General features: G+C 36.8%; 17 protein-coding genes and 1 tRNA gene. 3 read left to right on the plus strand and 15 right to left on the minus strand.

Annotation, left to right across the window (positions count from 1 at the left end):
- Positions 1 to 130: 130 nt before the first annotated feature.
- The 4 genes from smc to metG all read right to left on the minus strand — a co-directional run bounded on the left by smc (position 131) and on the right by metG (position 7,137).
- Positions 131 to 3,667, minus strand: a complete 3,537-nt coding sequence (smc, locus tag RU87_RS03570) for a chromosome segregation protein SMC (protein WP_068160995.1) — start codon at positions 3,665 to 3,667, stop codon at positions 131 to 133.
- A 2-nt stretch (positions 3,668 to 3,669) separates the two neighbouring features.
- Positions 3,670 to 4,389, minus strand: coding sequence for a ribonuclease III (rnc, locus tag RU87_RS03575; RefSeq protein ID WP_068161001.1), 720 nt, complete (start codon positions 4,387 to 4,389; stop codon positions 3,670 to 3,672).
- Positions 4,390 to 4,735: 346 nt separating this feature from the next.
- Positions 4,736 to 5,071, minus strand: coding sequence for a DUF1622 domain-containing protein (locus tag RU87_RS03580; protein WP_068161003.1), 336 nt, complete (start codon positions 5,069 to 5,071; stop codon positions 4,736 to 4,738).
- 5 nt (positions 5,072 to 5,076) lie between these two features.
- Positions 5,077 to 7,137 (minus strand): methionine--tRNA ligase, encoded by a 2,061-nt coding sequence (gene metG, locus RU87_RS03585; RefSeq protein WP_082782135.1) that lies wholly within the window; start codon positions 7,135 to 7,137, stop codon positions 5,077 to 5,079.
- 168 nt (positions 7,138 to 7,305) lie between these two features.
- Between metG and RU87_RS03590 the strand changes: the two genes are divergently transcribed.
- Positions 7,306 to 7,686 (plus strand): YbgA family protein, encoded by a 381-nt coding sequence (locus RU87_RS03590; RefSeq protein ID WP_068161007.1) that lies wholly within the window; start codon positions 7,306 to 7,308, stop codon positions 7,684 to 7,686.
- A 130-nt stretch (positions 7,687 to 7,816) separates the two neighbouring features.
- Complete coding sequence (locus RU87_RS03595) at positions 7,817 to 8,644, plus strand: exodeoxyribonuclease III (RefSeq protein WP_068161010.1); 828 nt, start codon at positions 7,817 to 7,819, stop codon at positions 8,642 to 8,644.
- 59 nt (positions 8,645 to 8,703) lie between these two features.
- Here RU87_RS03595 and RU87_RS03600 read toward each other — a convergent pair whose 3' ends face one another.
- From RU87_RS03600 to uvrB, 7 genes are all read right to left on the minus strand, one after another.
- Positions 8,704 to 9,060, minus strand: coding sequence for a Spx/MgsR family RNA polymerase-binding regulatory protein (locus tag RU87_RS03600; RefSeq protein ID WP_068161013.1), 357 nt, complete (start codon positions 9,058 to 9,060; stop codon positions 8,704 to 8,706).
- Entirely contained in the window at positions 9,060 to 10,235 is a 1,176-nt protein-coding gene (locus RU87_RS03605; RefSeq protein ID WP_068161015.1) for a 3-phosphoglycerate dehydrogenase family protein, read from the minus strand. The genes RU87_RS03600 and RU87_RS03605 overlap by 1 nt, the downstream gene beginning before the upstream one ends.
- 10 nt (positions 10,236 to 10,245) lie before the next feature.
- Entirely contained in the window at positions 10,246 to 11,343 is a 1,098-nt protein-coding gene (serC, locus tag RU87_RS03610; protein WP_068161019.1) for a 3-phosphoserine/phosphohydroxythreonine transaminase, read from the minus strand.
- Positions 11,344 to 11,758: 415 nt separating this feature from the next.
- Entirely contained in the window at positions 11,759 to 12,583 is an 825-nt protein-coding gene (locus tag RU87_RS03615) for a transporter substrate-binding domain-containing protein (RefSeq protein ID WP_068161022.1), read from the minus strand.
- Positions 12,584 to 12,782: 199 nt separating this feature from the next.
- Positions 12,783 to 13,589, minus strand: coding sequence for a transporter substrate-binding domain-containing protein (locus RU87_RS03620; protein WP_068161024.1), 807 nt, complete (start codon positions 13,587 to 13,589; stop codon positions 12,783 to 12,785).
- Positions 13,590 to 13,708: 119 nt separating this feature from the next.
- On the minus strand, positions 13,709 to 14,317 hold the full coding sequence (locus tag RU87_RS03625) for a class I SAM-dependent methyltransferase (RefSeq protein WP_068161027.1): 609 nt from the start codon (positions 14,315 to 14,317) through the stop codon (positions 13,709 to 13,711).
- Entirely contained in the window at positions 14,310 to 16,298 is a 1,989-nt protein-coding gene (gene uvrB, locus RU87_RS03630) for an excinuclease ABC subunit UvrB (protein ID WP_068161029.1), read from the minus strand. The genes RU87_RS03625 and uvrB overlap by 8 nt, the downstream gene beginning before the upstream one ends.
- Positions 16,299 to 16,450: 152 nt before the next feature.
- Here uvrB and def point away from each other — a divergent pair, with 152 nt between their 5' ends.
- Positions 16,451 to 17,071: a peptide deformylase gene (def, locus tag RU87_RS03635; protein ID WP_068161032.1), complete on the plus strand. Its 621-nt coding sequence runs from the start codon at positions 16,451 to 16,453 to the stop codon at positions 17,069 to 17,071.
- 33 nt (positions 17,072 to 17,104) lie between these two features.
- Here def and RU87_RS03640 read toward each other — a convergent pair whose 3' ends face one another.
- The 4 genes from RU87_RS03640 to RU87_RS03655 form a co-directional block, all read right to left on the minus strand.
- The gene (locus tag RU87_RS03640; protein ID WP_068161036.1) at positions 17,105 to 19,366 is read right to left on the minus strand and encodes an ATP-dependent Clp protease ATP-binding subunit; all 2,262 of its coding nucleotides are present in this window, start codon (positions 19,364 to 19,366) and stop codon (positions 17,105 to 17,107) included.
- Between the two features lie 237 nt (positions 19,367 to 19,603).
- On the minus strand, positions 19,604 to 20,725 hold the full coding sequence (gene rpoD, locus RU87_RS03645; RefSeq protein WP_068161087.1) for an RNA polymerase sigma factor RpoD: 1,122 nt from the start codon (positions 20,723 to 20,725) through the stop codon (positions 19,604 to 19,606).
- Between the two features lie 11 nt (positions 20,726 to 20,736).
- Positions 20,737 to 22,587 carry a DNA primase gene (gene dnaG, locus RU87_RS03650; RefSeq protein WP_068161040.1) on the minus strand — a complete coding sequence of 617 codons (1,851 nt, stop codon included), beginning with the start codon at positions 22,585 to 22,587 and terminating at the stop codon, positions 20,737 to 20,739.
- A gap of 121 nt (positions 22,588 to 22,708) precedes the next feature.
- A tRNA-Ser gene (locus RU87_RS03655) sits at positions 22,709 to 22,796 on the minus strand.
- Positions 22,797 to 22,886 lie beyond the last annotated feature (90 nt).

Consider the following 22,886-nt stretch of genomic DNA (forward strand, 5'->3'; position numbering starts at 1 on the left):
CTGATGTATGTGCCAATTATCGTGGCATAATCTTCCGATGCATCATTATCGATATACTGATCAAAATTAGAAAAGCAAGTAGATCAATAGATCTACTTGCTTTTACTAGTTGAAAAACTTTCATGTCATTTTATACTTGCGCATCATCTGCTACAAAATCTTTCAGTTTAACTGAGACAATCTTGGATACGCCACCTTCTTGCATGGTCACCCCATACATGACTTTAGCAGCCTTCATCGTCCCTTTTCTGTGGGTAACCACGATAAATTGACTATTTTCATCGAAACGCGTCATGTAATCACCAAACCGTTTGACATTAGCTTCGTCAAGTGCGGCCTCAACTTCATCAAGTACGACAAACGGTACTGTACGCACACGAATAATTGCAAACAAAAGTGCTAATGCAGTTAGTGATTTTTCTCCACCACTCATTAAATTTAGACTGGCAAGTTTCTTACCTGGTGGTTGTACATCGATATCGATACCTGCCGTCAAAAGATCTTCTGAATTCAAGACTAAATCTGCTTGACCACCACCAAACATCTGCGTAAAGTTCGTTTGGAAGGCTAGCCTGATCGCTTCAAAAGTCGTTTTAAACTTAACCTTCACCTCGTCGTCCATCTCATTAATCGTTGATTCCAACAGAGACTTCGCTTTAAGTAAATCATCTTTTTGTGTATTTAAAAATTCACGACGTTCATTGACTTCATCAAACTGTTCGATAGCAGCTAAGTTGACAGGTCCTAGTTTACGAATCTGACTTTCTAGATTTTGAAGCTGACGTTCACTTTCAGATAAACTTGTCAGAGTTTGCGCTACTGCTTTAGCAGCATCAAAACTCATCTGATAAACATCTGTTAATTTGTTCTGACGTTGTCTTAAAATCTGCTCTGACGATTCTAGTGAAAGTGTTAACCGTGTTTGCTGGGCTAACTGTTCTTGTTTATCCTTCGTCACTGCTACATGTGTCTCATCTAGTTCTTCTATTTGTGCAGTTAAATCCTCACGTTCAAACTTCAGACTGACAAGTTGCATATTTGTTTGATCAAGTTTTTCGCTAACTTTTTTTAAGTTTTCTGTTAACTGCGCTAAGCGAGTTTTGTCGACTTCAGCATCACTAGTCTCGTTTTGTGCAGTTAGTGCTGCCATTTCTTGACTTAATGCGTTTTTTTCTTGCATTAAACGCGTTGACTCACTCGTCTGATGTTTCAATTCAGAGATAATCTCAGAGTAAGTTAATTGTGTTGCTTGTAGCTCTTTTCTCACCGTATCAAGCAAGGTATTGATTTCGGTTTGACTACTCTTAAGTTGCGTAATATCACGATTAATTTGATCTTTTTTATCTGCTATAGCCGCTAGACTATGTTGACAACTCTCATTTTCCGCGTTAAGCCTGTCGATCATGCTCTGCTCATCAACTGTTTTAGATAAGATCAATCGGCTTTCTAAATCTTGTTGTGCACTAAGCAGTGTCTGCTCTTTTAGTGTATATTTTTGTCGTTCAAGACGACGCGTTTCACCAACTTGTCTTAACTCGGCAAGTTGAGTCATTAACTGTGTTTTAGTTGTTTGAACAGTTTTAAGTGACTGCTCTAACTCGAGCACAGTTGCTTCATAAGCTGATACTTTTTGTTTTAGATCATCTATTTCGACAGTTGTAAACGTCGTCGCATTCTTTTTATTGGCACCACCTGAAAATGAACCGCCAGGTCTAATCTCTGTCCCATCTAAGGCAACAATTCGTGCGGTAAAATTCACTGCACGCGCAATTTTCGTAGCATTATCGTTATTATCGACGATTAATACACTACCTAATAGATTAGAGATAGCAGGTGATAGGTGCGCATCATAGGTCACGAGATGTTGTGCAACATCGATAAAACCAGTCATATTTGCAACTTTAGTTAACTGATTAAACTGTCTTGGCTTAATTGTCGTTAACGGTAGAAAAGTCGCACGCCCTAAGCGTTGTTCTCTTAAAAAGTTAATCGCTGATTTTGCTGCCTGTTCATCTGATACAACAATATTTTGTGCACCAGCACCCAAAGCGATATCTAGTGCGGTCGCATACTTTTTATCAAAGCTGACAAGGTCTGCAATCGCCCCAATTACACCTGGTAATCTATCAGAAGCTTGTAAAACGGCTTTAACGCCTTGATAAAAGTTTGCGTGTGTTGCACGTATATTTTCCAAACTAGATAAACGTGCTTTTGTTTTATGCACATCATCCATGGCAGAAAAGAGTCGTGTTTGTAACTGCTCATTTTCCATTTCTGAGTGTTTGAGTGCGACATCTATTTCTTGATAGTCGTGCAGAAGTTGATCAATCTCTTCTTTTAAGGCGTTAGCATGCTGACTTGTCTCGGTTAATTCAGCTTTTAAGCTGTTATATTTTTCTGATAATTCCTGTTGTTCATCTGATCTACTTGCAGCATTTGCGACTAAATTAGTTAACTCAGAAGTTTGCTTAGTCATCTTATTAGACAACTGTGCTTCTTCATTTACTAACCTAACATACTCAGTACGCAGACGCTCTATCGCCTCTTCTGGATTTTCACTTAACCCATCTAGTTTCGTTTGAAGCGACTGTATCTGTTCTGATAATGACGTTTTTAGTGCCTGATTCTCCGACAGTTTAGTCGTTAGTTGTTCAAGTTCATCTTCTAGGTTATTGAGTTTATGAGAGAGTAGCTCAATTCGCTCTGAACGTTCTGCGACAGACTTTTGTGACATCTCTTCTTGATTTTTATAGATATCTATCTTGGATTGAAAATCAGATTTAGCTGTCGTTAGGTTAAGCAACGCTTCTTGCAAAGTTTCTTGAGTCCGCTCAACTTCTCTGCGTTTTTGTTTCAAGTCTACTAATTGGTCCTCAAGACCTGCTTCAACCTGTGCCAACTCATCTAAATTTTCTGTGACAGCTTTAAGCTGCACTTGTGTCTGTTCATAAGTCACTTTTTCAGCGATAATCTGCGCTACAATTACAGATAACCCAAGTTGCTCACGCTTTTCATCTAATTCACGAAATTTCAATGCAACATCACGTTGTGCACGTAAAGGGGTTAATTGACCATCTAACTCATAAATAATATCGTCAAGACGATCCATATTTTCTTGCGTACTCGCAAGCTTACTTTCTGTTTCCTTTTTTCGTGTTTTATATTTTAATACGCCTGCCGCTTCTTCAAAAATCAAACGGCGCTCTTCTGGTTTACTATTGAAAATTGACTCAATTTTACCTTGAGAGATAATCGAAAAACTATCACGACCAAGTCCTGTGTCCATAAACAATTCATGCACATCTTTGAGGCGGACTTTTCGATCGTTAATCAAAAACTCACTATCACCATTTCGATAAAGTCTACGTGTCACAACAACTGTTTTATCACTAGCTAGATACTGATCACTGTTATCAAATGTGACGATGACCTCTGCATAATTAAGCGCACGACGTTTTTGCGTACCAGCAAAAATAATATCAGGCATCTTAGCCCCACGCAAACTTTTGGCTGATTGTTCACCAAGTGCCCAACGCAGACTCTCAGTAACATTGGATTTTCCAGAACCATTTGGACCCACGATAGCAGTCACACCTGTATCGAAGGTTATTTTCGTACGATCAGCAAAAGACTTGAAGCCTACCATCTCGATTTGCTTTAAATACATGCTTATCTATCCTCTTGTTGCTTTTTTTGATTGACAAAGGCATCTCGTGCAGCATCTTGCTCTGCTATTTTTTTGGACTTGCCCTTACCTTGCCCGATTACCTGACCTTCAAACTCGACATTTACTTCGAAGATAGGCGCATGTACTGGACCACTCTGACCTACAACGACATACTCAAGTGGAATTTTATTATTCGTATCAATATGTCCTGCTGTATAAAAAATTTCTTGCAGTGCTGATTTATAATCCGTCACTTTATCATAAGACCCATCTTCAATTTTAGGAATCATGACCTCATAAATAAAGTTCTTGACGGCGTTAAATCCTTGATCCATCAGAACTGCACCTAAAAATGCTTCAAATAAATTTTCTAAGTTAGCCTCATTTTCACGGCCACCATTTTTTTCTTCACCATTGCCTAGCTTCAGAAATTGGTCAAAACCAAGTTGACGAGAAAAATCAGCCAAAGATTCACGGCGAACGATGGAAATTTTTTTCTCAGTTAATACACCTTCACGCTCATCGGGATAGGCTTTATATAAATATTCAACGATGATAAAGCCTAAGGCTGCATCACCTAAAAATTCCAAGCGCTCATTATGAAAAACACTTGATGACTTATGCTCAAAATAATAAGATTTATGTGTAAAAGCTTCTGCTAAAAGCTCAGGTTTATTAAAGGTGATATGATATGCTTTTAATTTGTCTTGTAAATTTTCCATTAGCTCTATTATACCAAAAATATCAAGTCTAGACCATTTTGAATGAATATAGGTCTATAAATTAGCTAGGTATCAAAATGGTCTAATCGTTTCAAACGTATTAAAAAACCGTACGAACATAACAGTTGTCGTCATGTCCATACGGTTAACTTATTTGATGCTAGAGTCATGTTAGTTAGCGCAACAGCTGATGTCTCTATAGACAAAGTTTCGTGAGGGGCAACAGATACCTGACTCACTTGACTAACCTAGATCAGTATCTAGTATAAGGGCCAAGAAAAATGATTTTTACCCCATCATGATGTCATCACACTCGATAAAAAATAAGGCATCTCCTCCTTAATTTTTATTTATTCTCTATTTCCTGATCAATTTCCTTACCTAAGAAGTAAGAAATGATTGTCCGAATCACGACCAAAGCTGCCAACTTGGCAATATCGTCAAAGGTCGGTTTGATAATACTTTCAACTATATCTGCCGCAATCAACAGCTCTAAGGCGAAAAGTACATAAGCGCCAAGTTCGTTTTTAATCGTACGTAAAACACTCGCTTTATCAGCATGACTAAGTTCATTTTTAACGAACTTAACTGATGATTTCACAACACCGCAGATTAAGACTAAAACAGCAACAGAACTCATGAACAAAATCAGCAACTCACAAATTTCAGTGATTATTTTCATATGACTTAACCGACAAGACTACCATTGGCAACTTCTGGCGCTACTGTTAAGAGTGTCAATTTACCTTCGGATTCCGCAGATAAAATCATCCCTTGAGATAACAAGCCCATCATTTTACGTGGTTTCAAGTTCGCGACAATCTGTAATTTTAAGCCAATTAAGCTTTCTGGATTTGGATAGAATTTTGCAATACCAGACAGGATTTGACGATGTCCATCATCACCAGCATCAAGTTCAAATTTCAAAAGTTTATCAGATCCTTCTACTTTTTCAACATGAATGACTTCTGCGACTTTAATCTCTAGTTTTTCGAAATCATCAAATTTAATTGCTTTTTTATCAGACTTAAGCGTTGTTTTTGCTGGGTCAAAGCCTGTATCTTGCACGACAGGTGTATTCCCTTGCATTTGTTCTTGGATATAGGCAACTTCATCTTCTGCATCTAAACGTGGGAATATCGGCTCACCTTTAGTCACAACTGGTGCTGTATATATCATACCAAACGTTGCAGATGCTAAATTAATCTCAGTTGCGGATAACCCAAGCTGTGTCAAAATCGCTTGCGACGTCGTACGCATAAATGGTTGTAATAGGACCGCAGTCATGCGAAGGCTTTCTGCCAAATGATACATGACACTAGCTAATTCACCAGATTTTTCCTCATCTTTAGCTAAAATCCACGGTGTAGTCTCGTCAATATATTTATTACTTCTAGAGATAATCGTCCACACTTCACTTAAAGCAACGTTAAATTCCATCTTATCCATAGCATGATGATAATTTGTAATTGCCGTTTGAATAACGGCTTCTAAACTGTCATCAAACTCAGTCTGTGTTTCTGGTGTTTGAATCAAACCACCTTGATATTTATTAATCATGGCAATAGTTCGGTTAAGTAAGTTACCTAAATCATTTGCCAAATCATAATTGACGCGATTCACAAAATCTTCTGGTGTGAAGATACCATCACTACCAAATGGTACTGCACGCATGAGATAGTAACGCAAAGCATCCAAACCATAGCGTTCAACTAAAATCTCAGGATAAACAACATTTCCCTTAGATTTAGACATTTTACCGTCTTTCATCAACAACCAGCCATGACCAAATACTTGTTTAGGTAATGGCAACCCAAGTGCCATTAGCATAATTGGCCAATAAATCGTATGGAAACGCACGATTTCTTTTCCAACCATATGCACATTTGCTGGCCAGAATTTGTCAAAGTTAGTCGAGTCATCCGAGCCATACCCTAAGGCTGTAATATAGTTTGCAAGTGCGTCAAACCAAACATAAACCACATGTTTAGGATTAGATTTAACTGGGATACCCCAAGTGAAAGTAGTCCGTGATAAAGATAGATCTTCTAATCCTGGCTTGATAAAATTATTAATCATCTCATTTTTACGAGACTCAGGTTGAATGAAGTCAGGATGTGACTCATAATAAGCTAGCAAGCGATCGGCATATTTGCCCATACGAAAGAAATAAGATTCTTCTTTCACACGTTCAACTTCATGTCCACTTGGTGCTTTACCACCAATCATGACACCATTTTCATCACGATAGACCTCAGCTAACTGAGACTCTGTAAAGTATTCTTCATCTGAAACTGAATACCAACCATCATATTCACCAAGATAAATATCATCTTGTTCAATCAAACGCTCAAACATATCAGCAATCGCTTTTTCATGATAATCATCAGTCGTTCTGATAAATTTATCATATGAAATATCGAGTGTTCCCCACAATTTTTTCATGTCGGCAGCCATACCATCAACATAGGCTTGGGGTGAAATACCAAGTTCGTTAGCTTTTTGTTCAATTTTTAACCCATGCTCATCTGTACCTGTCAGATAAAACACGTCAAAATCCATCAAACGTTTATAACGTGCCATAACGTCACAAGCTATGGTTGTATAAGAATTACCGATATGGAGTTTACCAGATGGATAGTAAATCGGTGTTGTGATATAAAAAGTTTCTTTGGGAGTTGTTTGGGTAGTTTCAGTCAAAAAAATTTCCTCTTTCAAGGCATCAGATGAGATGCCGTAATCATACATATTATACCACATTTTAATAAGACATTCGCACTACAACTATCGTTTTATTTATCAAAAACACTGAACTTTCCGTGTAATTATTTTATACTGTTTAACACCTGATTTGATATAATTTAAACTGGGTATCATCTAGTAAGCACAATTAACAGTATTCATAAGGAGTCTAACATGAGAACTTGCCAAAGTAAGTGGGCAGAACATAAATATTGGGTCATGGCGCATTCCCAGCAACATTATAATCAAATTAGAGAGCTTTTCAAATATAACCAATGGACACCTGATAAAACAGCACAATTCGAGCAATTACTGCAAGAAGCTGCGCAGAAACAGCCTACGGTTAAAACTTTAACAACTGCTTATCAGCATGTTTGGGGTTATTTTAAAAAAATATGCACAGTTGAGGAAAAGGATGCATATTTAAATAAATTAGCCAGTCTAGATCCTGATCATGATGAGCTGGGACCTTTTTTAAAAACGATGACATTTCGTTATCAAATCACATACCTCCTTGAGTCTAAACTGATACGTGACTTAGATAACTCACATTAAAAAATGACTCATGCTACACGCTGTTAAGGAATTTCTTGACAGTTTCATTCCTTAACAGGTTACTCATCTGACTTCTCAGACATTTGTTGTTAGTTAATGCTAGTTTTTTGTTATAATAAGGGTTATGAATATGAAATTTATCTCGTGGAATATCGATTCCCTTAATGCTGCTTTAACCAGTGATTCAGCACGTGCTCAATTGTCACAAGCTGTTTTAGACAAGCTTGCTGTCCTTGATGCTGATGTGATTGCCTTACAGGAAACGAAATTATCTGCTAAAGGACCTACAAAAAAACATATAGATATTTTGACAGAACGTTTTCCAAGATATACGATCGTTTGGAATTCTTCTGTAGAACCTGCTCGAAAAGGCTATGCCGGTACCATGTTTCTCTATAAAAAAGACCTTAACGTCACAGCGACTATGCCAGAAATAGATGCACCATCAACGATGGATAACGAAGGACGTATTATCACACTAGAGTTTGATAACTTCTTCTTAACACAAGTCTACACACCAAATGCTGGTGATGGACTTAGACGTTTGTCTGATCGTCAACTATGGGATACCAAATACCAAGCGTATCTCCTCTCGCTAGATGCTCAAAAACCAGTCATCGCAACTGGAGACTACAATGTCGCACATCACGAGATTGACCTAGCACATCCAAATAACAATCGCAATTCAGCTGGCTTTACAGATGAAGAACGCCAAGGATTTACTAACCTACTGTCTGCTGGATTTATTGATACTTTTAGATATGTTCATGGTCAAGTACCCCATGTCTATTCTTGGTGGGCACAACGCTCTAAAACAAGTAAACTGAACAATTCAGGGTGGCGTATTGATTACTTCATTACCTCACAACGTATTGCTGATGCTATCCAAAAATCTGAGATGATTGATTCAGGTAGTCGACAAGATCACACCCCTATCTTACTTGAAATTGACTTATAACCAATAAAAAAACGAGCTAAACACATATCGTGTCTGGCTCGTTTTTTATTTTGTCTAAATTAATCTAGCAATGTTGCATAAGCTGTTCTATAACCTACTTGTAAAATATGACCTTTTTCATCAACTAAGATAGGGCGTTTGATCAACATACCATCAGATGCAAGCAAGTCCGCAGCAGCTTCTGGTGTTAAATCAGCGACTTTATCTTTTAACTCAAGTTCTCGGTAACGCATCCCTGATGTGTTAAAGAATTTCTTTTTATCCAGTCCTGAATTTTTCAACCAAGATAAAATCACATCTGCTTTTGGTGGCGTTGTTTTCAAATCAATTTTTTCGACATCCTCAGATAAATCTGCCAGCTCTTTAGCAGCTTTCTGACAAGTCGAACATTTTGGATACCAATAAAATATCTTCATTATTTTTTGATAATCCTAACTTTAATGATATGCTCTGAGCTTTCAAAACCAGCAGCAAGTGCTTTTACTTTTTCTTCATCTGATTCATCTAAGTCTATCAATGTATAAGCATGGTCATTTTTTGAGCGGTTAATAATATTTGAAATATTGATACCAGCATCAGAAACACGCGTAGAGATACGAGCCACGATATTTGGTACATTGTGGTTAACTAAGGTAATTCTAAACGGTGTTGTCAACACTTGCTTAACATTTGGAAAGTTGACAGAATTAATAATTTCGCCTGTTTCTAAAAAGCGACGAATCGTTTGGCTGGCCATAATCGCACAGTTTAACTCTGCTTCTTCGGTTGAGCCACCAACGTGTGGTAACACGATAATTTTATCTTTATTAAGTAGCTCTTCTGTACCAAAGTCAGTGATGTAACGCTTCACAACGCCTGTTTCAATGGCATCAAACAAGGCTTTATTATCAACTAGTTCACCACGTGCAAAGTTGATGATTGTCACATCTTTACCCATTAAATCAAAGGCTTCACGATTAAAAGTTTCTTTCGTTTCAGGAGTTAATGGTACATGAATCGTGATGTAATCAGAGTTTTTAAAGATTTCTTGAATTTCAGTCGCACGGATAATCGCACGATTAAGTCCCCAAGCAGTTTCAACACTCACGTAAGGATCATAGCCAATCACGTTCATACCCAAACGAACAGCATCATTTGCGATTCTAGCACCGATAGCGCCAAGACCAATGACACCAAGTGTTTTGCCTGCAATTTCAGTACCAGCGAATTGTTTTTTCCCTGCTTCAACTTGACTAGGTACATCATCACCTGTCAATGTGTTAACCCATTTGTTAGCACCGAGGTAATCACGCGCACTTAAAAGTGTTGAGGCGATAACTGCTTCTTTCACCGCATTAGCATTAGCACCTGGTGTATTAAAGACAACAATACCATGATCAGTTGCGACATCAATAGGAATATTGTTAGTTCCAGCACCAGCACGCGCAATGACTTTCAAGTTATCAGGAAAATCTACACCATGAAGGTTTTCAGAACGAATGATATAAGCATCTGGATTCTCTTTTTGATCCCCATCAATCTGGAAGCCGTTTCCAAGTTCACGAAGCCCAACTTGATTAATATTATTGTAAGTTTTTACTGTATAAACCATTTTTATCTTATTATCCTTTATTCTTTTCTTCAAATGCCTTCATAAAGGCTACCAATGCTTCTACACCTTCGAGTGGAAAGGCGTTATAGATTGAGGCACGCATACCACCAACTGATCTATGGCCTTTGATATTTTTAAACTCATGCGCTAATGCTTCTTTATTGAACAGTTTATCTAACTCATCAGTTGGTGTAACAAAAGGAATGTTACAAATACTACGGTCAGCTTTAACTGATACAGGATTTGAGTAAAATTCAGATTGATCTATGAAGTCATACAATAGATTTGCTTTTTCAACATTTCTAGTTTCCATTGCATCAACGCCACCAAGACTAGCGACATAATCGAATACCAAACGCGCCATATAAATACCATATGTTGGTGGTGTGTTGTAAAGCGAGTCGTTATCAGATTGAATACGATAGTCTAACATTGATGATAAAACAGGCTCATCATTTAATAAATCTTCACGCACGATAACAATCGTGACACCTGCTGGGCCAATATTTTTTTGAGCTCCTGCATAAATCAAACCAAAATCAGCGACGTTGTAACGAACAGCAAGGATATTTGAACTCATATCAGCAACAATAGGGACACCATTTGTATCTGGTAACTCATAAACAGTTGTGCCTTCAATTGTATTATTTGTCGTTAAATGCACATAAGCAGCATCTTTATCGATTGTACTTGCATCAAAGGTTGGAATATGATTAAAGACGCTATCTTCTGAAGAAGCTAATAGTTCTGGTTGAAAATCAATCGTTTTTGATAATTTAACAGCTTCAGTATAAGCTTTTTTACCCCAAGATCCACCGACAACATAATATGCCTTTTTCTTTTTTTGTGCAAGATTAAGTGGAATCATTGAAAATTGTAAGGATGCACCACCTTGTAAAAACAAGACTTTATAATTGTCTGGAATCGCCATTAATTCACGTAAACGTGACTCAGCCGATTTAATGATTTCATCAAACTCAGACGAACGATGGGACAGCTCCATCACACTCATACCACTTTCGCGGTAATCAAGCATTTCTTTTTGTGCCAGCTCTAGCACTGGTTTTGGTAATACAGCAGGACCTGCTGAAAAGTTGTAAACTGTCATTCTGGTGAACCCTCCATTATTAGATTACTATTTATCTTAAGATTAAGATTGCCGTAACATTTAGAATTGACTAAATATTGATATTATTATATCATACTTATTATTTTTTTTGATAGTATCTGAACCAATAAAGATTAACTCTTTTTTTAAATGTACGTCTTTTACTGTATTTGGCTCATCCTTTCATCAATGTATGTATTTGATTTCCCCTCAAAAACACAATTGCCACTATGCTTAACATAAATAACTGCTAATGATCAGGTTTTATCGTGATAATAATCGACTTGATGAACATTAGTAACTACGGTATGAATACATACAGTACTTACGTTTGATAGCAAAAAAACACGATGTATCACCCCCATCGTGTTTTTATAAATGTTCGGTTTTCATCTACTGATGATTTAGTAGATGCTTATTTTGCAGTTTCTAGGGATAACTTAAAGTTATTTTCTACAAACTGATCAATTTTTCCTTCTGATTTCAGTTTATCAACCACTTTATCGATTTCATCTTTTAGTTTTGTTGATCCTTTAGGCAATGCAATCGCATAACTATCTGATTTTGAACTATCAAATTTAACACTTGTTGCAATCGTTAAATCAGGATTTGCTGCGACATAAGCTTTAGCGATTGGTTCTTCAAAGATAACGCCTGATACTGTGCCGTTATTCAATTCGTTGATCATTTGACCATTTTTAACTAGACTCACAACTTTTACACCTTTGATTTGATCTGTTAAAATATTTTCCTGAATAGAAGCTTTTTGTGCAGCCACTTTTACACCATCAAAATCTGATAGTTTTGTAAATTTATCAACTTCTGATTTTTTGACAATCATGACATTTTTAGCTGTGTAGTAAGGAGTCGAAAAATCATACGCTTTTTTTCTTTCAGCAGTAGCAGAAATACCAGAGATACCAATATCAGATTTTCCTGATTGTACAGATGCTAAAACATTATTAAAGTCCATAGCCTCAAATTTTACTTTAACACCTAACGCTTTACCGATTTCATTAGCTAAATCAATATCTGATCCGACAATTTTATTTTTACCATTTTCAATTGTTTGAAACTCGAATGGTGCAAACTCAGGGTTTAGTGCTACTGTAAGCGTTCCTTTATCTTTAACCTTACTTAAACTTTTATCAGCATTAGCTTGTTTACCTGATCCACATGCTGTCAATGCTAACACAGCTGTCATTGCGATTGCACCAAGTACTATTTTCTTAACTTTCATTTCATCTCTCCTGATTTGTATATTTATTAGTTTATAGGTATAATTATACACTTTTTAGTCACAAAATCAAGTGTTTTGCTTAATTTTATAAATAAAATGTATGACTATTCATCATTTTTTCCTGAGCACACCCTCATCTTTTAAAAAATCTCTAATACACTTGTAAAGTACAAAAGCGTTAGAGATTAATCGAGCTATCTTATTTGGCTGTTTGTGCTAATTCGAAGTTTTTTTCAACAGATTTATTAATCGCATCAGTTGCTTTTAATTTTTTGATGACTTTGTTAATTTCTGTTCTAAGGTCATCAGATTTTTTTGTCATTGCGACACAATAACTATCTGTGTCAGATGAATCTAATTTGATATCTGATATCACTAAATCTGGGTTTGCTGATACATAAGATTTAGCGATTGGTCCTTCAAGTACAACACCCTCAACTGTACCATTTTTTAATTCATTAATGGCTTGTCCAGTTTTAATCAAAGCAACTAAGGATGCATCTTTGATCTGGTCAGTAGCTACTTTTTCTTGTACTGACCCTTTTTGAGCTGCAATTTTTTTACCCTTGAACGCCTCTAGTTTTGCTAAGCTATCTTGATTATTTTTTTTAACGACAATCACATTTTGAGCAGAGTAGTAACTATCAGAAAAATCATACGCTTTTTTACGATCTTCATCAGCAGAAATTCCTGAAATAGCGATATCTGCTTTACCACTTGTTACGCTGGCAAGCACATTATTAAAATCCATAGCTTGAGTGTTTACTTTAACACCTAAAGCTTTACCAATTTCGTTAGCTAAGTCAATATCTGAGCCGACAACTGTATTTTTGCCATCTTTTAACATTTGAAATTCAAATGGTGCATAATCTGGACTCACCGCAACTGTCAAAGTCCCTTTATCTTTAATCTTAGTTAACTGATTTTTGTTAGAGCTACCACATGCAGCAAGTGTCACAAGTAACCCAAAAGCCATCGTCATTAATGCTAATTTTTTTAATTTCATTTTTTTCTTCTTTCACCTATCATTATTCATGATTTCAATTATCACAACACTGCTAATTATACCTATTTCATGACCAAAGTCAAATGATTGTGCTTGTCATTTCTTTATTAATATGACACTTATTTTAGTGCACAATAATAAACCCACATTGGTGTTTTCAAAACAGTTACTTTTTTAAAGCCAATAGTCTCTAATAGCTCAATAAATATACTGGGATCAGCATATTGGCCTTGATGATAAGCGATTTTACTTATTTCACAAGAGATAATCAGCTGTCCCCCATCTCGTATAACACGATAAATTTCACTTATTCCTTGAGACAAATTAGACCAAAAAATATGTGTTTGAATAGCAAAAACAGTATCAAAACTCATCGTTTCATAAGTTAAATCTTCAACCTTACCTATTGATAGTTTGACCTCTTTTGATTTGATAGCTTTCTTATTATTTTTTAATGTTCTTTGATAAGCATTATAAGATGGATCAATACCATAAATTTTCAATTTCTTTTGATACGCTACAAGTCTTTTAATCGTGGCACCACCACCATAACCAATTTCTAATACTTTGCTATGATCCTCTAACACTGTATGAGATAGCGTCCATAGTGATAACTTTTTAAAATAGACAGTCCAAATCAAGGTAATGAAACGTCCTAATACGCCATGAGGACATTCAGCTTGTCCAATCAAATACGACATCAATCGATTATATAATTGTTTAATCAATCGCCTTAATCTCCAAAATCGTGTCTCGAATTTGCGCTGCTAATTCATAGTCTAAGTTTCCTGCTGCTTCATTCATCTGCTCAGTAAGTGTTTTAATAGCTGCTGCGCGTTCTTTACGATTTAATGTGCTGTAGTCAACTTCAACCTCTTGTCCATCATCAGCGACTTTAGTGATGCCAATCTTATCGCGTATTTCTTTGATAATCGTTGTAGGTATAATACCGTGCTCTGCATTATAAGTCATCTGTATCTCACGACGTCTGGCTGTTTCTTCGATTGCAATACGCATAGACTCGGTCATTTTGTCGGCATACATGATCACACGCCCATCTGAATTACGTGCAGCACGGCCTATCGTTTGAACGAGTCCCCTTGCATTTCTCAAAAAACCTTCCTTATCAGCATCTAAAATCGCAACCAAAGAAACTTCAGGTACATCTATCCCTTCACGTAAGAGATTAATACCGACTAACACATCAAATACCCCTAATCTCAAATCACGCAGAATCTCTGTTCTCTCTAAGGTTTTGATATCTGAGTGCATGTATTTAACCTTTACTCCCATTTCTTTAAAATAATTGGTTAAATCCTCAGCCATTTTTTTGGTCATGGTTGTGACAAAGGTACGCTCATGACGTTCCACGCGTTCATTAATTTCACCTAACAAATCATCAATCTGTCCCATACTAGGACGCACATCAACGATTGGGTCGAGCAACCCTGTCGGTCGTATGATTTGTTCAACGATTGTATCTGTCTGTTCTAATTCATAATCACCAGGTGTCGCCGAAACATAAACAATCTGATGTACATGACTTTCAAATTCTTCTCGTCTTAAGGGTCTGTTGTCCAAGGCACTAGGTAATCGAAAACCATAATCTACCAACATTTCTTTTCGAGATCTATCGCCGTTATACATGCCCTTGATTTGTCCCATTGTCATATGACTTTCATCAATCATAATCAAAAAATCGTCTGGGAAGAAATCTAATAGCGTATACGGTGGTTCACCTTCGCTACGGCCATCCATATGTCTAGAATAATTCTCAACACCATTTGTATAACCCATCTCACGCAACATCTCAATATCATAGTTAGTTCTTTGTTTTAGACGTTGTGCTTCAAGGAGCTTGCCTTCTGCATTGAATTTTTTGAGTTGCTCTTCAAGTTCTGCCTCTATTTTAGCGATAGAGTCTTCCATATGTTCGTCATTTGTGACAAAGTGAGTCGCTGGAAAAATTGCTAAATGCTCTACTTCACCAAGTACATGACCTGTCAAAGCCTCTATTTCACGAATCCTTTCAATCTCATCTCCAAAAAATTCGACACGAAAAGCATTCTCGTCACGTGATGCTGGAAAAATTTCGACAACATCGCCACGTACACGAAACTTACCACGCTGAAAGTCGATATCATTACGTTCAAACTGAATATCTACAAGACTATTGAGCAGATGATCTCGTGAAATTTCTAACCCCGGTCGTAGGCTGACGACATTATCCGCGTATTCTTTAGGATTACCCAATCCATAAATACAGCTGACAGATGCGACAACAATGACATCATTACGCTCTAAAAGAGAACTTGTCGCACTGTGACGTAGTTTATCGATCTCATCGTTAACAGATGAATCCTTTTCTATATAAGTATCACTAGACGGTACATAAGCTTCTGGTTGGTAATAATCATAGTAAGAGACGAAGTACTCTACCGCATTATTCGGGAAAAACTCCTTAAACTCTCCATATAACTGACCTGCAAGTGTCTTATTATGTGCGATGACCAAGGTAGGTTTATTTTCCCTAGCAATCACCTGACTCATCGTATACGTTTTACCCGTTCCTGTAGCTCCGAGTAAAATCTGTGCTTTCTCACCGTTTTCAATCCCCTCACATAACGCTTCAATCGCAGTGGGCTGATCTCCTGATGGATTATATTTTGAAATCAATTCAAATTTCTTTGTTATGTCTTTTTCTATCATAGGTTCATTTTACCATTTTTGATCATCAAATTGTGATATAATAGAATCAACTGCAACACATTATAATCATTGATTATCTATGACTTTTTGACATCGTCTCAGAGTATGTATCGTGATTACAAGCAAATCTAAATTTATAAAAAGAGGCAATAATGACAGCACAAGAACGTTTAATAAAAGCCAGCCACTTGATTGATATGGATGATATCATTCGTGAGGGCAATCCAACCTTACGCCAAGTTGGTGAAGAGGTATCTTTACCACTCTCTGATGAGGATATCATTCTCGGAGAAAAAATGCTCCAATTTTTACGTCATTCTCAAGATCCAGTCATGGCTGAAAAAATGGGATTACGTGGGGGTGTTGGTATCGCAGCGCCACAACTTGATATTTCTAAAAAAATCCTAGCTTGCTTGGTTCCAAAAGACCTTGAAACTGAAGAAGATACACAAAAAGCACCCGAAGCATACAGTATAGCAACGATTATGTACAATGCAAAAATCGTTGCACATTCTGTTCAGGACGCTGCGCTTGCAGACGGTGAAGGCTGTTTATCAGTCGATCGTGAAGTTCCTGGTTATGTTGTACGTCATGCACGTGTCACTGTCGACTACTTTGACAAAGATGGTCAAAAACAACGTCTTAAACTAAGAGGCTATGATGCCATGGTTGTACAACATGAGATCGACCATACAAATGGGATTATGTTTTATGACCACATCAATGAAAAAAATCCTTTTGCCATTAAAGAAGGTATGCTAATTATTGAATAAGAAAAAGGCTTGAGGAACCCCTCAAGCCTTTTTTTATTCAGCATCATGATCCACCACTGATGTCTCATGATTTTCTGACTCTGGTGTATCAGTTTTTTCTTGAACTGAAATGACGATTTCATCATCAACTAAATCTGCTAAGAGTGTTTTGTATTCAGGATGTTCAAGATAGAAATCAGCGATCTTATCTTCGATATGTTCTTGAATTGTCCGACGCAATGGTCGTGCACCCATCTTAGGATCATAACCTAGTTCTACTAACTTTTCTTTCACAGCAGCTGTTACATCTAAATGAATCTCATTTCGTGCAATTTGTGCATTTACATCAGATAACATTAAATCAACTATCTTAAGTAAATTTTCTTTGCTAAGTGTTTTAAACTCAACAATCCCATCAAATCGATTCATAAATTCAGGACTAAAGAAATCACCTAATTGGCCTAAAACAGAGTTTGTTAAGCCTTCACGTGCCGCACCAAATCCAACGTTTGCTTCTACTTTTCCTGTACCAGCATTTGATGTCATGATAATAATCGTATCTTTAAAACTAATGGTACGACCTTGTGCATCCGTCAAACGACCATCTTCTAAAATTTGTAAAAACATATGCATCACATCAGGATGTGCTTTTTCAATTTCATCTAGTAGGACTAACGAGTATGGGTTACGACGTACTTTTTCTGTTAATTGACCAGCTTCATCATAACCCACGTATCCAGGAGGCGCACCAATTAATTTTGCCACACTATGTTTTTCCATGTATTCGCTCATATCAAAACGAATCATGCTATCTTCACTACCAAATAGTTCCACTGCAAGTTGTTTGGCCAGTTCTGTCTTCCCAACACCAGTTGGGCCAACAAACATAAAACTACCAATCGGACGATTTGCCTTACCTAAACCAATACGATTACGACGGACTGCTTTGGCAATTTTATCAATCGCTTCATTTTGCCCAATCACATGACGTTTAAGGTCATCTGCTAAGTTGATTAACTGTGTTTGCTCTTTTTCTTTCAGATCACCAACTGGTATATGCGTTTTCTCTTCTATGATCGCTTCAATATCTTTTTCTGTGATTAGCGGTGTTTCTTCATCTGCTAACTCTTGTTTAGATAGCTCACGTAATTTCGTAATTTGATCACGGAAATAAGCAGCTTTCTCAAAATCCTCAGAACGTAACGCTTCATTTTTGGCATCCTCAGATGCTTGGATGCGTTTCATGATATCTTCTGGGTCGATAAATTTTAAGGTTAAATTTTTCTTTGAGCCAGATTCATCCAACAAGTCAATCGCTTTATCTGGTAAAAATCGATCTTGAATGTAACGATTTGACAGGATAGCAGCTTGTTCGATAGCCTCATCTGTATAGGTCACATGATGATAGTCTTCATAACGTTTTTGAATCCCTTTTAAAATAGTGATTGTCTCTTCAACAGATGGCTCATCTACTTTAACAGGTTGCATCCGACGTTCTAATGCTGCATCTTTTTCGATAATACGATATTCAGTTAAGGTTGTCGCACCAACGAGTTGTAGTTCTCCTCGTGCAAGTGCCGGTTTTAAAATATTACCAGCATCCATATTACCGTCGCCAGCAGCACCAGCACCAACAAGTTCATGTATTTCATCAATGAATAAAATCACATCCTTACGGCTTGAGATTTCCTTCATTAATTTTTGCATCCGTTCTTCAAACTGACCTCGGATACCCGTACCTTGGACTAAGCTGACAACATCTAGTCTGATGACTTCTTTATTTTGAAGTTTTTGTGGCACATCACCATCGACAATTTTTTGTGCTAATCCTTCTACAACTGCTGTTTTACCAACACCGGGTTCTCCGATAAGTACAGGATTATTTTTGGTCCGTCGATTTAAAATTTCAATCACACGAGTGATTTCTTGATCTCGACCAATAACAGGATCTATCTCACCTTTACGTGCACTTTCCGTTACATTAAAACCAAATTCTTCTAATAATCCTTTTGCTTTTTGATTACCGTTTCCACCGTTATTGTTACCACCTTTACCCGATTGTGTTGGTGGTGTCGATTGATTACCACGACTTGAATTATTTCCGAGTGTACCAAAAAGATCGTCAAATGGATTATAATTATTATCCGACTGATTACGAACTGGTTTAGCTGCAGACCCACCTAGTAAATTTTCAGGGCCACCAGCTTTCATAATTTGATAACAATTTTGACAAAGATCATTTTGTTTTTTTATACCATTCATATTTGTATAAAGATGAATAGTTGCTTCATTAAGTTGACAATTTTGACAGAGCATGTTGTAACTCCTTTACATTTCTTCGAATGATTGATAACAAACAATAATTTTTTTGTTATCAACCCATTAGTAAGGTTAATACTAAAAAGATGCCTATTGTTTGACCAATATTGACCTTTATTTTATTATATGTTTATTTTAATATATTTTCAAGTAAATTGCTTACTTTAAATATAAAATAGCAGACAAAAAAGACGTTAAAAACGTCTTTCTTCTGTCTTATTTATGCAGTTACCTTCACATAAAATCACGTAATTGTTTACTACGTCTTGGATGACGTAATTTCTTCAAAGCTTTAGCTTCAATTTGACGAATACGTTCTCTCGTCACTTTGAATTGTTTACCAACATCTTCAAGTGTATGCATTCTACCATCATCCAGACCAAAACGCATACGAAGCACATTTTCTTCTCTGTCTGTTAGCGTATCCATAACCTCATCTAGTTGTTCACGTAACATGATACGGTTAGTGTAGTCAACTGGACTTTCGATTGCATCATCTTCAATAAAATCTCCAAGATGTGAATCATCCTCTTCACCGATTGGTGTTTCTAGCGATACTGGTTCCTGTGCAATTTTTAAAATTTCACGGACACGTTCCGCTTTAATGTCCATCTCAGCACCAATTTCCTCTGGTGACGGATCGCGGCCTAAATCTTGTAAGAGTTGACGTTGAATTCTGATCAATTTGTTAATCGTTTCAACCATATGTACAGGAATTCTGATCGTACGTGCTTGGTCAGCAATCGCACGTGTAATAGCCTGACGAATCCACCATGTCGCATAAGTTGAAAACTTAAATCCTTTTGTATGGTCAAACTTATCGACAGCTTTCATCAAGCCCATGTTACCTTCTTGAATTAAATCAAGAAATTGCATCCCACGTCCTGAGTAACGCTTAGCAATAGAGACTACCAATCGAAGGTTAGCTTCAGCAAGCATTTGCTTAGCCATCTCACCACCTTCACCACCTTCAATAATCGCTTCAGCTAGACGTGTTTCTTCATCAAAAGTCAGTAATGGAAAGCGACCAATCTCTTTCAAATACATTCTAACTGGATCATCTATACGTACATTTGTGACAATCTCTTCAAGTTCTTCTTTCGTTTTTTTGTCATCCACTTTAGATGATTCAAGTGCGATCACAGAAGGCTCGCCATTTTTATCAACTATTGAAATACCAGCATCCTGAATTTTTGTTAATAATGCCTCTATTGCATCAGTATCTAACTCGAATTCTGTGATCAGTTCAGTTGTAATATCATCATCAACTGCTTGACCTAAGCTTTTATGATCTCTAATAAATTCAGCAGTTGCAACATTAAATGCTGAACCAATTTTTTTATTATCTTTTGTTATATCTGCCACTTTTATACCCCATCTTGTTGTGTTTGCGCAATGATTTGCAAAGTCAGTTGTAATTCTAATGCCTTATTGCCAGTTTCTTTTGCTTTTTTAAGCTGTTCTTGTAAGGACAGGATTTTTGATCCTTTACTTGCTTCTAAAAAGTTGGTTAACAAATCATCAATTTCTTGGTCTGTTACCTCTTCTGGCACGTTTACCGACGATAAAATTTCATAAATCGTCTGTTGCTTCTCTCCAGTAATTTGAGACAATAGCTGTGTTTCACTTACCTCATCCATATGTTTAAACTCGTCAAACAGATCTTGATAGCGCTTATGCATAAATTGAAAGTCACCATCTGATAAGATCCGTTTTAACACATGTGGATGATTAATCATCCGGTGTAGTAATTGTAATTCTGAGCGTTCTATCTTAGAATATTTTTTATCAGTCGTCTCAATCATTGCGACTGGTGGTGCATATTCTGGTGCATCATAATGATAATCATCGAAGATAGGCGGTGGTGGCACCATACTATCATCAAATATCATGTCTTCATCTATTTCAGATGCAGAGAAGAGCATATTATCTCTTCTCTTATTAACAGCAGTTTCTACTTGATTATACTCGAAATCTGGTAAAATCTCAACTAAACGCTTTATGTAGGCATCTTGTGCTGTTAATGATTTAAGGACCGCAATTTTTGGTGCTATCAAGTCTATAAAATCAAGCTGAGCCTGTAGATTACTAAGATTATCAGGCCTCAAATAATCCATTAAAAAAACGACAGGTGCTATCCGATTACTCGTCATTAACTGTCCAAGTGCATTAGGATAGGCTTTATTATACTCATCAGGATCTAACCCATCTGGAATCCGAACTATCTCTACTTCTTCACCCTCTAATAGATTAAGCGCTTTATAGATGGCACTTTGCCCCGCTTTATCGCCATCATATACTAAAATAAACTTCTTAGTAAACTTTTTAAGTTGTCTAATATGCCCATCTGTCAGTGCAGTCCCCATGCTGGCAACTGCATTTAAGATACCATTTTCAAACGCAGCGATAACATCTAGAAACCCTTCCATGAGATAAACTTCATGTTGTTTTTTGATTGTCTTATGCGCTTGGTCAATATTATAGAGTGCTTCTGATTTATTGAATATTGGCGTTTTAGCAGAATTTTTATATTTGGCTAAGGTTTTATTGTCAACATCTTTATCCAACCAAATACGACCTGAGAAAGCAATAACCTGACCAAACTCATTTTTAAGTGGAAACATAATCCGACCACGAAAACTGTCATAAATATTGTTTTCCCCGAAAGTAATTAACCCAGAATTTGATAAAACAGATTCCTCATACTTTTGATACACACTTTTATATAAGAAATCTTGATCTGATAAACTAAGACCAATATCAAATCGTTTAATTAACTCATCTGTAATGCCACGATTATACAAATAAGCACGTGCTGCTTCGCCTTCTTTGGTCGCTGTCAGTACCGTATGGTATATTCTTGCAGCCTGCGTGTGCAATTCATAAATCGCTTGATAAGGACTTTCCTTAGGCGTCTTTTTATCAATGACTAAGTCAATTCCTGCAGTATCCGCAACCTCTGCGATAGCATCTATGAACGATACTTGTTTATACTCTTCTAAAAATTTAAAAACATCTCCAGATTTACCACAACCAAAACAATGATAAAATTGCTTGACCCCATTAACGTTAAAACTTGGTGTTTTCTCGCCATGAAAAGGACACAAACCTAAATAATTAGCTCCAGTTTTTGACAAATGAACGTACTGAGAAATGATATCAACAATATTTACAGCAGATTTGATTTCTTCTATTTTTTCTCTGTCAAGCATAGCCATTGGATCTCCAATCTAACCACATATAGGTTCATTAACTGGTATCTACAATACAAGACTGTACGGCTACTTCTGTATCGCCATATAGTCAAAAAAACGCCTATTTAATAATAGACGTATCAGACGGAGAAGACAGGATTCGAACCTGCGCACCGGTTTCCCAGTCTAACGATTTAGCAAACCGTCCTCTTGAGCCTCTTGAGTACTTCCCCAACTTCTTTATTATAACATTAATTTCACAAATTTGAAAGTCACAACTAGGCGACTTAGCAAATGGGCACAAGTGGACTCGAACCACCGAC

The sequence above is a fragment of the Pseudolactococcus plantarum genome (assembly GCF_002441715.1).
Taxonomy (GTDB): Bacteria; Bacillota; Bacilli; order Lactobacillales; family Streptococcaceae; genus Pseudolactococcus; species Pseudolactococcus plantarum.